The 12,000-nt window shown below is 65.9% G+C and carries 14 protein-coding genes; all 14 read left to right on the forward strand.

The genetic code is table 11. The features are described from left to right. The first annotated feature begins 101 nt into the window (after window positions 1-101). The 14 genes from ACFHYO_RS11040 to ACFHYO_RS11105 all read left to right on the forward strand — a co-directional run bounded on the left by ACFHYO_RS11040 (window position 102) and on the right by ACFHYO_RS11105 (window position 11,415). Window positions 102-1,379 carry a hypothetical protein gene (locus ACFHYO_RS11040; RefSeq protein ID WP_394320440.1) on the forward strand — a complete coding sequence of 426 codons (1,278 nt, stop codon included), beginning with the start codon at window positions 102-104 and terminating at the stop codon, window positions 1,377-1,379. Between the two features lie 109 nt (window positions 1,380-1,488). Beyond that, window positions 1,489-1,734: a hypothetical protein gene (locus ACFHYO_RS11045; protein ID WP_036763062.1), complete on the forward strand. Its 246-nt coding sequence runs from the start codon at window positions 1,489-1,491 to the stop codon at window positions 1,732-1,734. 99 nt (window positions 1,735-1,833) lie between these two features. Beyond that, entirely contained in the window at window positions 1,834-2,556 is a 723-nt protein-coding gene (locus tag ACFHYO_RS11050) for an RNA polymerase sigma factor (RefSeq protein WP_028720206.1), read from the forward strand. An 84-nt stretch (window positions 2,557-2,640) separates the two neighbouring features. Beyond that, entirely contained in the window at window positions 2,641-2,835 is a 195-nt protein-coding gene (locus tag ACFHYO_RS11055) for a hypothetical protein (protein ID WP_018303655.1), read from the forward strand. Next, window positions 2,835-3,170, forward strand: coding sequence for a hypothetical protein (locus tag ACFHYO_RS11060; protein WP_051578230.1), 336 nt, complete (start codon window positions 2,835-2,837; stop codon window positions 3,168-3,170). The genes ACFHYO_RS11055 and ACFHYO_RS11060 overlap by 1 nt, the downstream gene beginning before the upstream one ends. Then, window positions 3,170-4,045: an ATP-binding protein gene (locus ACFHYO_RS11065; RefSeq protein WP_028720208.1), complete on the forward strand. Its 876-nt coding sequence runs from the start codon at window positions 3,170-3,172 to the stop codon at window positions 4,043-4,045. Before ACFHYO_RS11060 ends, ACFHYO_RS11065 begins: the two co-directional genes overlap by 1 nt. 101 nt (window positions 4,046-4,146) lie before the next feature. Continuing rightward, window positions 4,147-4,770, forward strand: coding sequence for a hypothetical protein (locus ACFHYO_RS11070; RefSeq protein ID WP_028720209.1), 624 nt, complete (start codon window positions 4,147-4,149; stop codon window positions 4,768-4,770). Window positions 4,771-4,784: 14 nt separating this feature from the next. Further along, on the forward strand, window positions 4,785-6,473 hold the full coding sequence (locus ACFHYO_RS11075) for a DEAD/DEAH box helicase (protein WP_394320443.1): 1,689 nt from the start codon (window positions 4,785-4,787) through the stop codon (window positions 6,471-6,473). A gap of 3 nt (window positions 6,474-6,476) precedes the next feature. Continuing rightward, window positions 6,477-6,887 (forward strand): DUF6511 domain-containing protein, encoded by a 411-nt coding sequence (locus tag ACFHYO_RS11080; protein WP_394320445.1) that lies wholly within the window; start codon window positions 6,477-6,479, stop codon window positions 6,885-6,887. Continuing rightward, the gene (locus ACFHYO_RS11085; protein ID WP_394320446.1) at window positions 6,884-7,654 is read left to right on the forward strand and encodes a hypothetical protein; all 771 of its coding nucleotides are present in this window, start codon (window positions 6,884-6,886) and stop codon (window positions 7,652-7,654) included. Before ACFHYO_RS11080 ends, ACFHYO_RS11085 begins: the two co-directional genes overlap by 4 nt. Further along, entirely contained in the window at window positions 7,621-9,969 is a 2,349-nt protein-coding gene (locus ACFHYO_RS11090; RefSeq protein ID WP_394320448.1) for an AAA family ATPase, read from the forward strand. Before ACFHYO_RS11085 ends, ACFHYO_RS11090 begins: the two co-directional genes overlap by 34 nt. A gap of 339 nt (window positions 9,970-10,308) precedes the next feature. After that, on the forward strand, window positions 10,309-10,848 hold the full coding sequence (locus ACFHYO_RS11095) for a crossover junction endodeoxyribonuclease RuvC (RefSeq protein ID WP_394320450.1): 540 nt from the start codon (window positions 10,309-10,311) through the stop codon (window positions 10,846-10,848). Continuing rightward, a complete protein-coding gene (locus tag ACFHYO_RS11100) occupies window positions 10,845-11,045 on the forward strand; it encodes a hypothetical protein (RefSeq protein WP_394320452.1) in 201 nt (66 codons plus the stop codon). Before ACFHYO_RS11095 ends, ACFHYO_RS11100 begins: the two co-directional genes overlap by 4 nt. Beyond that, a complete protein-coding gene (locus ACFHYO_RS11105) occupies window positions 11,038-11,415 on the forward strand; it encodes a DUF6362 family protein (RefSeq protein ID WP_284326548.1) in 378 nt (125 codons plus the stop codon). Before ACFHYO_RS11100 ends, ACFHYO_RS11105 begins: the two co-directional genes overlap by 8 nt. Window positions 11,416-12,000 lie beyond the last annotated feature (585 nt).

The following is a 12,000-nucleotide window of genomic DNA, read 5'->3' on the forward strand; positions in this document are numbered from 1 at the left end:
CCTGATCAGGCCCTGACCTCTCCGAAGGTCGGCGCTCCTACACCACGGCGTGGGACACTATCCATGAATCGCTTAGCCTAACGTTGCCTCCATGGGACGACGTGGAAATCTCGGCGGCACAACTGATCGAGGTGGAGATGCGCCTCGGCAGTTGGTCTCGCAGATTGTCGCTTCGCGTGACTATCGATGACGACATCGAGGACATCGCGAAGCGTTATCTCGGCGGCAGCGAGCTTCTCAAGCACGTGGAGGGATTCAGCCGCCTCATCGTCGCAGTTCGTTACAGCAGGACCGGCTACAAGAAACCGCGGTCGCTGGAAATCTCGTTCGGCGATCGAAGGTCAAATCTGCAAAGCAAGAGCGATCCGGACGAGCGCGATCTTGGCTACCGTTTGCTCCAATTCTGGGGTGTACTCAACCGCCTCCGCGAACTTGATCATAATGAAGTGGCGCAACTATTGCCGCATCTTCTGGAACTTCACGACTCGCCCGAGGATGACATCAGCGGCGGCCACCTCCGTCGGATTGGTCTTGACGCCAAACGTCTGCTCGATGCGGGCATCATCAGCTTGCGAAGTCGTCAGAACATCATCCTGATTGATGATGAGGACGACTTTGGCGATGTAGAAGTTGGGCCGGGCTCGAAGCCAACTGAAGCGACAGCCACCGGCAGCTTCGGGGAGGAACTTGGGGCTATTCCCCTCCATGATATGCGGCAGTACGTGATTAAGCGGGACTGGCTGGAAGAAACCCTTATCACCGCTTTGAAGCCGATGATCGGACGGTCATCCTTTGAGTCTCTGGATCCAGATCTCGGATATCTCGGTCGGTGGCGAGCAGAGGACTCTGACCTCCCTCTTTATTTCGCACGCCGTCTCGGACAGCCGCGGACGCTACAGCGATTGGATGTAACTCTTCGCAGTCGCCAGGACGCCGGCATTGGGATCGTACTGACGGCCGGACAGACCCCGTTCAAACATCTCGGACCAAATGTTGTGATTCCCTTGGCCGAGGCGCTTCACGAGGGTCGGGTCGATGATGAAGCCATGAGGAAGTTGCTGGATCGTTTCCAAGCCAACCGTTGGCTGGCGCTCGGTGGCGCTGAAGTTGCGCTGCCCAAATATGGTTCGCAATCGGCGATGCTATACATCCCTGGCAAAGCGCCACTCCCGGTCTCGGGCCACAAGCAGATGTCGATCCTGGATCGTCTCGTTGCCGCGCATAAGGCTGGGAGAGCGGATGTTCCAACCGGAGAGGTCATCGAAGGCACCGGCGTCGCCAGTCCGGCAGACGCTTGGCCATCAGCATCACGAAAGACTGTGGCCGGAGTTTACATTGAGAACAACCGTCGAGGCCACTGGCGGCTGAAGACCGACTGACCGTTCTGTTTCAGAGCCACAAGGTCGGACCCTCGTCCGAATTATCGCGGGGGACGGTCCGATATTTTGACGACGATTGAGGTGCTCCAAGCAATAGAGGAGCACTTCCATGCCGACTCCCTTCCCCTCGCGCCAGGCAGCCCCGACGAGCTGGACCGGCGCCGCGACGACCAAGCCCACCACCTCCAATGCGGAATGGCGCTGCACGCGCTGTGACAAGCTGCTCGGCGTCTGCCGGGACGGCCGCATGCACCTGCGCTTCGCGCGGGGGCACGAGTATCTCGTGGGCTTCCCGGTTCAGGCCACCTGCCGCGGCTGCGGCACGCTGAACAACGCGACCGCACCCGCGCGCTGACGCGCCCACTCACCCAACCCCCTGAAATCGCAGAGACGCGCGACGTCCTGACCTGGCCACGAGAAGGCGCCGGACGCCTGGCCGCAAGGCAGGCGTCCGATGTCCTTCGCGTGGCACGAGATCCGTGATCACCTCATGCATTCATCCACAAACCTTCACTTCCAGCGCAGTTTCGACGCCGTCCGGCGTGCGCAGGCCGCTCTCGCGCCGTTCCGGGACCCGGCGGCTCTGCTGGACGGGCTGCACCGCACGACCGGCGATCCGGCCCGGAAGAACGTGATCCTCTCTGCGCTGGTCGGGGCGGCGCAGGGCGACGGGCCCGCGTCCGACTGCGCCCTGACTCTCCTGCTGTTGGCGCTCTGGCCCGGCCTCGACGCCATCCGGCGCCGGTCGATCTGGCGCAGGATCGGCACCGCCGACGAGGTTGCGTCCGATGTTCTGGCGCGCACCACCGAGGCGGTCCGTGGGCTCGATCTCGGGCGCGTCAACTGGATCGCGGCCACGGTCCTGCGCAACGTCGAGCGCGACATGATCCGCGTGCGCCGGCGCGACCAGACACGCGAACATCTCGCCAGCGGCGCCGATCCCGACGAGGTGGCGGACAACGGTGACAGCGGGATCGGCGCGGCCGGGTACGCACGGCTGAACGGCGCCGTGCGGAAGCTGCTCGGCGATGACGCCCTGTTGGTGATCCGCGTGGCGATCGAGGGTTTCTCGCAGGCCGAGGTCGCCGTCGAACTGGGCCTGACCGAGGCCGCCGCCCGCAAGCGCTACCAGCGCGCCATGCGCCGGCTGCACGACGCCCTCGAGGAAATCCCTTGAACGGATGTCCCGATCCGGTCCCGTCGGTGGCTTTTTCCATTCGAGCGCCTCGAGCGCCTTCCCTCCAACCGAAAGCAGACATGCATGAACCGCACTGCCGATCTGTCGCTCGAGGATTTCAGGCGTCTTCCGGGGCTCTATCGCCGCTGGGAGCTGACCGAGGTCTGCGAGCCCAACCGCAACTATCAGATCGAGGACGCCGGCGCCCATGCCGACGGGACGCCGCTCTTGGCGATCTACGTCGCCGAGCCCGCGCCCGACGTCCGCGAGGCCGCCTGATGGGCCTCCTCGATCACATCATCTCACGGAGAACCGCCATGCCGGACCAGCCGGACGCCATCAGCCGTCTTCGCAAGGCGAGTTACGCGCTCGAAGACCTCCCCGCAACCATCGCCTTCCCGCAGCGAGCCGGTGACGAGCCGCGCGAGCCTTTGCCGGTCGTCGAGGCGACCGTCGACGAGATCGCCTTCGCGATCGTGGAAGCGGAACGCGAGAGCACGGCCGCCTACCGCCGCGCCGACGCGCTGAAGCGGCTCTACAAGCTCGCCCGCGAGGCGGGGTGCATCGGCGCAGATCGCGCCGCCGCTGCAGTGATGAAGAAGGAGGGCCAGTGATGGCCCTTCCCATCATCGGCGCCGACGAACGGCTCGCGCAGCGCAAGGGCATCAAGGGCGTCATCTTCGGACGGTCCGGCATCGGCAAGACCAGCCTGCTCTGGACGCTGAACGCTTCCACCACGCTCTTCCTCGATCTCGAGGCCGGGGATCTGGCGGTCGAGGGGCTGGAGATCGACACGCTCCGGCCCCGCACCTGGAAGGAGTGCCGGGATTTCGCGGTGTTCATCGGCGGGCCGAATCCGGCGCTGCGCGAGGACCAGCCCTACAGCCAGGCGCATTTCGACGAGGTCTGCGGGCGCTACGGCGATCCCACGGTGATCGGGAAATACGAGACCGTCTTCATCGACTCGATCACCGTGGCCGGTCGGCTCTGCTTCCAATGGTGCCGCGGCCAGCCCGAGGCGTTCTCGGAGAAGACCGGCAAGCCCGACATCCGCGGCGCCTACGGGCTGCATGGCCGCGAGATGATCGGCTGGCTGACCCATCTGCAGCACACGCGCGGCAAGCACGTCTGGTTCGTGGGCATCCTCGACGAGCGGCTCGACGACTTCAATCGCAAGGTTTTCCAGCCGCAGATCGACGGCTCGAAGACCGGGCTCGAACTGCCCGGGATCGTGGATCAGGTCATCACCATGGCCGACATCCCGGACCCCGGCGGCCAGCCGCAGCGCGCCTTCGTCTGTCAGACGCTGAACTCCTGGGGCTATCCGGCCAAGGACCGCTCGGGCCGTCTCGACATGGTCGAGGCCCCGCATCTCGGCCGGCTGATGGAGAAGATCCAGCGCCCCGCGGCGCCTGCCTCCGAACGCCTGACCTGGCCGCCGGTGACGCCCGCCGATCCCGCGCCCGCGCAGGAGCCCGGCCATGGCTGAGCGCCTCTCGCCACGCCCGGTGTCCCGATCCGGTCGCCGGGGTGGCTTTTCCCTTCTGACGCCGCTGCGCGTCCCATCCTCCAACTGAAAGGAGCCGCGCAATGTCCGGACCCTGGAACGACTTCAACTCCGCCCAATCGAACACCAACGTCATCCCGAAAGGCACGCTCGCCAAGGTGCGGCTCACCCTGCGCCCGGGCGGCTTCGACGACCCCTCGCAGGGCTGGACCGGCGGCTGGGCGCGCCGCGCCGCCACCGGCGCCGTCTATCTCGACGCCGAATACACGGTGCTTGAGGGGCCCTATGCCCGGCGCAAGGTCTGGTCGCTGATCGGCCTCTACAGCCCGAAGGGCCCGGACTGGGCCAACATGGGGCGCGGCCTGATCCGCGGCATCCTCAACTCGGCGCGCGGCGTGTCGGACAAGGACAACTCGCCCGAGGCGCAGGCCCGCCGCCGCATCAACGGCTTCGGTGATCTCGACGGCGTCGAGTTCGTCGCCCGCATCGACATCGGCACCGACACCAACGGCGAGGACAAGAACGAGATCCGCGCTGCCGTCACGCCCGACCATCGCGACTACGCCGCGCTGATGGGAACGGTCCCGCCGCAGTTCACCGCCGCCCCGGCGCAGGGCCACGCCTCGCAGCAGCCCACCACGCCCACCCAGCCCAGCCAGCCCGCGTCCGCTCCCGGCGCCGCCGGTCGGCCGAGCTGGGCGCAGTAAGGGGGAGACCGGCCATGCGCCTGCGCCCCCGCCAGAAGACCTTCGTCGAGCGCAGCGTGGCTGCGCTCGCTTCCCGCGGCAACACGCTGGGCGTGGCGCCCACTGGTGCTGGCAAGACCATCATGCTCTCGGCGGTCACCGGCGAGATGATCGGCGACGGCGCCAAGGCCTGCGTGCTCGCCCATCGCGACGAGCTGACGGCGCAGAACCGCGCCAAGTTCCAGCGCGTGGTGCCAGGCGTCGCCACCTCGGTCATCGACGCCACGGAGAAGTCCTGGAACGGCCAGGTCGCCTTCGCCATGGTGCCGACGCTGGCGCGGGCTTCGAACCTTGCCGACATGCCGCGCCTCGACCTGCTGGTCGTCGACGAGGCGCACCATGCCGTCGCCGACAGCTACCGCCGCATCATCGACCGCGTGCGCGAAGCCAATCCCGACGCCCGCATCTTCGGGGTCACGGCGACGCCGAACCGTGGCGACAGGAAGGGCCTGCGCGAGGTCTTCGACAATGTCGCCGACCAGGTGCGGCTGGGCGAGTTGATCGCCTCGGGCCACCTGGTGCCGCCGCGCACCTTCGTCATCGATGTGGGCGTGCAGGACGAGTTGCGGTCCGTCCGCAAGACCCTGTCGGATTTCGACATGGCGGAAGTGGCGGGCATCATGGACCGCGCCCCCGTCACCGACGAGGTGATCCGCCATTGGAAGGAGAAGGCAGGCGACCGGCAGACGGTGGTGTTCTGCTCCACCGTCGCCCACGCCGAACACGTCACCGACGCCTTCAGGACCGCGGGCGTTTCCGCCGCACTGATCCACGGCGATCTGGCGGCCGAGACCCGCAAGGCGATCCTCGCCGACTACGCGGCTGGGGACATCCGTGTCGTCGTCAACGTGGCCGTGCTGACCGAGGGCTGGGACCATCCGCCCACCTCCTGCGTCGTGCTGCTGCGCCCCAGCTCCTACAAGTCCACCATGATCCAGATGGTCGGGCGCGGCCTGCGCACCGTCGATCCCGAGGAACACCCCGGCATCGTCAAGATCGACTGCGTCGTGCTGGATTTCGGGACGTCGAGCCTGATCCACGGCACGCTGGAGCAGGACGTCGATCTCGACGGCAAGACCGAGGCTGGTGAAGCCCCGACGAAATCCTGCCCCGGCTGCGGCGCTGAAATCCCGCTGGCAGCAACCGAATGCCCGCTCTGTGGCGAGGTTTTCCCGCGGGAGGATGAAGACGGCGGCGAAGGTGGCGGCACGGCCCCGCTCTCGGGTTTCATCATGACAGAGATCGACCTGCTGAAGCGGTCCAGCTTCGCATGGGTCGACCTCTTCGGCACCGATGATGCGATGATGGCCACCGGCTTCACGGCCTGGGTCGGCATCTTCTGGCTCGATGGGGTCTGGTATGCCGTGGGCGGCGGCAAGAGCGAGCGCCCGCATTTGCTGGGTGTTGGCGAACGCACCGTCTGCCTCGCGCAGGCCGACGACTGGCTGAACACCCATGAAACCGACGAAAGCGCCTTCAAGACCCGTTCCTGGTTGCGCCAGCCGCCGACCGAAAAGCAGCTGCAATACTTGGCCCCCGAGTGCCGCCATGACTTCGGCCTGACGCGCTATCGCGCCTCGGCGCTGATGACCTTCGGCTTCAACAAGCGCGCCATCCGCCAGTTGATCGAGAGCTCAGCCAGCCCCGAACGGAGGGCGGCATGACCCATGACATCCGTCACCATCATTACGGCCGAGGACCAGCGGCGGCTATGGCATCCGCGTGGAACACTCTGTGCTGTCTGCCGGCAACCCAGCCATGGCTTTGGCTGGTTCGATCCGCACCGGTCGAAGCGGCCCCGGCCATCGGTCTGGTTCTGCTCGATGTCCTGCCAAGGCTACTGGACGCGTTTGGCGCGGGAGCGTGTGGCCATGGTTGACCTGACCGATGAAGAGCGCGCGGCCATCGCCGCCACCATGAAGCGCGTCGCCTTGCTGATGGACGAGATCGGCTGGGCCACCCCGCTGGCCGGTCTGACCGAGGCGCAGGTGCGTGCCCTGATCGAAGAGGCTGTCGAAGGGTTCCGCGAGGCCATGTCCGACATCGCCAAAGCCAATGCGCCGGAGGTGCCGTTTTGACCCTCGATTACAATTCTCGCCCCAGCTTCGCCGACCGGGTCAACGCCGCCGTCGATCGCGCCCTGACTGGCGATCAGGCGACCCGCACGCCCCGCGACTATCTTGGCGGGTCACGCCTTGGCCATTCCTGCGAGCGCGCCCTTCAGTTTGAATTCACGGCAACGCCGAAGGACGAGGGCCAGGACTTCAGCGGACAGTCCCTGCGCATCTTTGCCATCGGACACGCGCTTGAAGATCTGGCGGTCGCCTGGCTGCGTGGCGCGGGCTTCGACCTCTACACCCGGAAGGGCAACCGGCCCGATGGTGGCCAATTCGGCTTTTCCGTCGCGGGCGGGCGCATCCGGGGCCATGTCGACGGCATCATTGCCGCCGGGCCTGAAGGCTTCGGCCTCGCCGTCCCCGCGCTCTGGGAATGCAAGACCATGAACGCGAAGAACTGGCGGGCCTGCGTCAAGGACGGCGTGACAAAATCGAAGCCCGTCTACGCCGCGCAGATCGCGGTCTATCAGGCCTACATGGAAGCCAGCGTGCCCGGCATCAGCGCCGCGCAGGCAGTGTTCACGGCCATCAACAAAGACACGGCCGAGATGCACCATGAGCTGGTGCCGTTCGACGCCGATCTTGCGCAGCGCATGTCGGATCGCGGGGTGCGGATCCTCCAGGCGACCGATGCGGGCGAGTTGCTCCCGCGCATTGCCGCCAGCGCCGATTTCTTCGAATGCCGCTTCTGCCCATGGGCCGCTCGCTGCTGGAGGCCGGAGCGGTGAGCGAGGACAGCATCCTGCACTTCAACCCTTGGATGGATTTCAACGACGGTCCTCCGGCCGAGAACCCCTTTGGCTGCGATCCGGACCCCGACCAGATTGCCATCTTTCTCGATGTCGTCTTCAGTTGGTGCGAAGGGCTGATCCCGCTGCGCGGCTTCGTCGACAAGGGTCAGGGCCGGGACGGCAAACCCCACAACATCTGGATCGGGGCTGATGGCACCGCCTGTGAAAAGTTGGCTACCTTCGCCGCGTGGGCCAACCGTGAAGGCGCTGCGGTCTATGTCATCCCCGGCACGGTCGCCGAACAGGGTCAGGCCCGCGCCGCCGATGTGCTGCAGATGCAGGCCCTCGTGGTCGATCTCGATGCGGGCGACATCCCGGCCAAGCTGGATCACATCGTCAGCCACCTTGGGACGCCGACCCTGATCGTGGAAAGTGGCGGCCGCACGCCCGAGGGTGCTGCCAAGCTGCATGTCTGGTGGAAACTGACCGAACCCGCCGCGGGCGAGGATCTGGCCACCCTGTGCCGCCTGCGGGGCGACATTGCCGTCAAGGTCGGCGGTGACACCCATTTCCGATCAGCACACCAGCCGATCCGTGTGGCCGGGACGGTCTATCACAAGCACGGCCATCAGCGGCTGGTGCAAATCCGCGACCACAACCCGGTCGAAGTCGATCTGGCGGATTTCGCCGAACGGGTGGCCGACATGCCGCCGCTGCCCGGCGTTGGCATGGCCAGCACGCCGCTGTCGGTCGCAAAGCCCGGCGTCGACGCCGTCCTGACCACTCCGGTTCGCGAGGGCGCAGTGGATGACTGGTCGCGATTTCAGGGGGCGAGCGCCGCCATCGGGCATTACATCCGCCTCGTGCACGACGGCCGCATTGACCCCGCTGAGGGCTGGGAAGCGATCTGCGGCTACAACGCTGCCATGCTGCGCCCCGAATGGCCGCTTGATCGGCTGCGGGCCGAGGCCGAGCGGCTGTGGGCCTTGCATGTCAAGCGCAACGGCCCGCCGCTCATTCGTGCTGCCCGCTCCAGCGCACCTGCCAGCCCGCTGCCGACCTTCAGTCTCGGTGCGCTGCTCGATGATCGCAGCCCGATGCCCGATGACATCATCGCGCCGCGTGTCCTGACGCCGGGCGGACTGCTGGTGCTCGGCGGCGCGCCGAAGGTCGGCAAGAGCGATTTCCTGATCTCCTGGCTCGTCCACATGGCAGCAGGCGTGCCGTTCCTCGGCTTCACGCCGCCCCGGGCGCTGCGCGTGTTCTATCTGCAGGCGGAAATCCAGTATCACTACCTGCGCGAACGGATGCAGCAGATCAGCCTGTCACCCGGGGTGATCGCCGCCGCGCGCGACACCTTCATCGCCACCCCAAAACTGAAGCTGCTGCTGGATGCCGACGGGGTCACCCGCATCGTCGAGGCCATCCGGGCCGCATTCCTCGATGCACCGCCCGACATCATCGTCATCGATCCGATCCGCAACCTCTTTGATGGCGGCCCGGATGGCGGCGGCGAAAACGACAACACCGCCATGATGTTCTTCCTGAAGGACCGGGTCGAGGTGCTGCGCGAAGTGGTCAATCCGGACGCGGGCGTCATCCTCGCCCACCACACCCGCAAGGCGGCCAAGCATCAGGTCAAGGACGATCCCTTCCTCGCCCTCTCCGGCGCCAGCGCGCTTCGCGGCTTCTACACCTCGGGTCTTCTCATGCACCGGCCCGACGAGGACAGCACCCAGCGCCGCCTGGAAATCGAGTTGCGCAACGGCCCCGCACTGCCGGGCAAGCTGATCGACAAGGTGGCGGGTCGCTGGGTCGAACTGAACCCGATGAACGAGCGGCTGGTGCGCAAGGAGGTCGGGGCCAAGTTTGACGCCGAACGGCTGCGCAAGCACGATGTCATTCTGGGCATGTTGTTAGATGAGGCGGCGGGCGAGCGCCTCTACACCGCCATGCAGTTTGCCGAGACCTTCGAGAACCGGGGTGGTCTGGGCAGCAAGCATACGATCCGCGAACGCCTCTCCGTGCTTGCCACCAAGGGCTTCGTGAAGTTCCTGCGGGATCCTTCCGAGTTCGGTTTTCCCGTCACCCGCTCCCGGTTCGGCTACCTCTGCGTGGAAGGCATGCAGTTCGGTTTGCCTGTGGACGAAGTCGATCCGACCACCGGCGAGGTCACGACGGCCGCCCGTCCGGTCCTGCCCAGCCACTTCAAATGCCCCCAGTCCGGGCTCAGCCTTCAGGTCGAAAACCCCGCTGTCTGGGTCTACCAGGACGGCCCCGAGGACGACCTAACTCATATGAGTGAGGCCTGACTCATATGACAGCGCCAACTGTGCACTCAATGAAATCAACGGGTTACGCGCAAATAAGAGTTAGGTCCCTAACTCATGCCCGAGGACTTCGTGAAGTCTTATTCTATAATGAAATCAGCAGGTTGGTAACCTCGGAACAGTTGGGTGCTGAACCCCCATACTACGTATGGGATGGCCCCACCCCAGGGTGGGCCACTCATCCCATGCGTAAGGGCCTGGCGCGCGGGCCGCCCTGACAGGTCTCCCCATCCCCGATCCGACGACGGCGGCCCCGTACCGCCAAGCACATGACCGCCGTCGTCTTCCACCCGACCAGCCCCCCACGACAGGAGAGCCATCATGGCTGCGACGACTCTGATCCCCAAATCCGACAGCGCAAGGTTTGAATTGCTGCCCGTCACCAGTTCAAGCCAGCGCTGCATCCTTGCCCTCGATCTCGGCACCACGACCGGCTGGGCCCTGCGCGGCCACGACGGTCTGATTACCAGCGGCACGGCCAGCTTCCGCCCCGGCCGCTTCGACGGCGGCGGCATGCGCTACCTGCGGTTCACCAATTGGCTGGGCGAACTGGACCGTCTGTCCGGTCCCATCGCCGCCATCTGGTTCGAGGAAGTGCGCCGTCATGCGGGCACTGACGCGAGCCACATCTACGGCGGGCTGATGGCCACGCTGACCGCATGGGCCGAACTGCGGGGCGTGCCTTACGAGGGCGTACCGGTCGGGACGATCAAGCGCCACGCCACCGGCAAGGGCAATGCCGACAAGGACGCGATGATCGCCGCTGCTAAGGCCCGTGGCTTCAGCCCTGCGGACGACAACGAGGCTGATGCCATCGCGCTCTTGTTGTGGGCCATCGCAACGAACGGGGGTGTCGCATGAGGTGGCATCCCCACGGTTACGGCGGTCAGCGCCGCGATCCTGAGCAGGTCAAGCGCGAGGGCTGGCACGAACAGGGCGTGCTGGCGGTGTCGGCCGACGATCAGCGTCTGACATGGCCGGAGCGTGAACTGGTCCGCCAACTTGGCGAGAAGCTTTACGGGCGACGCCCGATGGGAAAGGAGGTTCGGCATGGCTGACCGCATCTGGACGGCCGAGTGCGTGGCCGATCATTTCGAGGAAGCGTTTCGCACCCTGCGCAAGCTGCCGCCCGTGAGGGCGCAGGGGTTCTTCAACGCCTGGCCGCAGATCGTCCGCACCAGCCGCGAGATCGCGGCGATGGAACCCGAACCCATGCGGGTCTGGCCATCGGCCGCTGCCATCACGCGTCTGGAGCAGACCTCGGACTGGGTATTGTGGATCGAGGAGGCCGAGCGCAAGCTGGTCTGGTCGCGCGCGGCCCGCGTGCCGTGGAAGCAGATCAGTGGGGAGCTGGGTTGCGACCGCACCACCGCGTGGCGGCGCTGGCAGTTGGCGCTGACCAAGATCGCGGCGCGACTGAATGCGTGAGCGACTCCAATGTGTTGCAACACTTTTTCCTTCGACATCTGCAACATGTTTGTGCTATTCCGAAGGCAAGATGGGGAGAGTGCGCCGAAGGGTTCGCTCTCCCCTTTGCTTTTGGGCGGATGCCGCTGGATTTCGGGTTGGCTTCCGGGGTCCGGGAAGGGTCCAACCGGGGTCCATCCCGCTAACCCACTGATTTCTGGTTCCTTCCTGGCAACATTCGTATGCTGGCGGGCGAAGCGCGGCACATCGCTAGCGACAGGGCCGGATTTTTGGGAAGCCAGCTGGAAGCCACCGCTGCCTGAACCCGCCTGAAACACCGCAAAATCAAACCCTTGAAGCTGGACACCCCCGGTGGCCGCTGGACTCCGCTTGGACTCCAGTCTGGACTCCGGAGTCCGGAAGCCAGGGGTATCCACCCGGCCCATGCTGCAAATAGCCGACAGGAACCCGCATGACCTTCGCGCCCGATGCGATCAACGCGCCAGCGATGGTCCCGGCATCGGATCGGCTTTCGGTGGCGAGAAGCGGCAGTGTCCCGGGTGGTGGTGTAGGAGGCCGCGCGCGGAGCCTTCGGCGTAGCGCAGC

This window comes from Paracoccus panacisoli, from assembly GCF_042435015.1.
Classification (GTDB): domain Bacteria; phylum Pseudomonadota; class Alphaproteobacteria; order Rhodobacterales; family Rhodobacteraceae; genus Paracoccus; species Paracoccus panacisoli.

Bases quoted from the DNA above. Each gene is read 5' to 3' on its own strand.
- ACFHYO_RS11080 (WP_394320445.1), top strand. From the start codon at position 6,477: ATGACATCCGTCACCATCATTACGGCCGAGGACCAGCGGCGGCTATGG.
- ACFHYO_RS11095 (WP_394320450.1), top strand. From the start codon at position 10,309: ATGGCTGCGACGACTCTGATCCCCAAATCCGACAGCGCAAGGTTTGAA.
- ACFHYO_RS11045 (WP_036763062.1), top strand. From the start codon at position 1,489: ATGCCGACTCCCTTCCCCTCGCGCCAGGCAGCCCCGACGAGCTGGACC.
- ACFHYO_RS11090 (WP_394320448.1), top strand. From the start codon at position 7,621: ATGGGCCGCTCGCTGCTGGAGGCCGGAGCGGTGAGCGAGGACAGCATC.
- ACFHYO_RS11060 (WP_051578230.1), top strand. From the start codon at position 2,835: ATGGGCCTCCTCGATCACATCATCTCACGGAGAACCGCCATGCCGGAC.
- ACFHYO_RS11065 (WP_028720208.1), top strand. From the start codon at position 3,170: ATGGCCCTTCCCATCATCGGCGCCGACGAACGGCTCGCGCAGCGCAAG.
- ACFHYO_RS11100 (WP_394320452.1), top strand. From the start codon at position 10,845: ATGAGGTGGCATCCCCACGGTTACGGCGGTCAGCGCCGCGATCCTGAG.
- ACFHYO_RS11105 (WP_284326548.1), top strand. From the start codon at position 11,038: ATGGCTGACCGCATCTGGACGGCCGAGTGCGTGGCCGATCATTTCGAG.
- ACFHYO_RS11050 (WP_028720206.1), top strand. From the start codon at position 1,834: ATGTCCTTCGCGTGGCACGAGATCCGTGATCACCTCATGCATTCATCC.
- ACFHYO_RS11070 (WP_028720209.1), top strand. From the start codon at position 4,147: ATGTCCGGACCCTGGAACGACTTCAACTCCGCCCAATCGAACACCAAC.
- ACFHYO_RS11055 (WP_018303655.1), top strand. From the start codon at position 2,641: ATGAACCGCACTGCCGATCTGTCGCTCGAGGATTTCAGGCGTCTTCCG.
- ACFHYO_RS11075 (WP_394320443.1), top strand. From the start codon at position 4,785: ATGCGCCTGCGCCCCCGCCAGAAGACCTTCGTCGAGCGCAGCGTGGCT.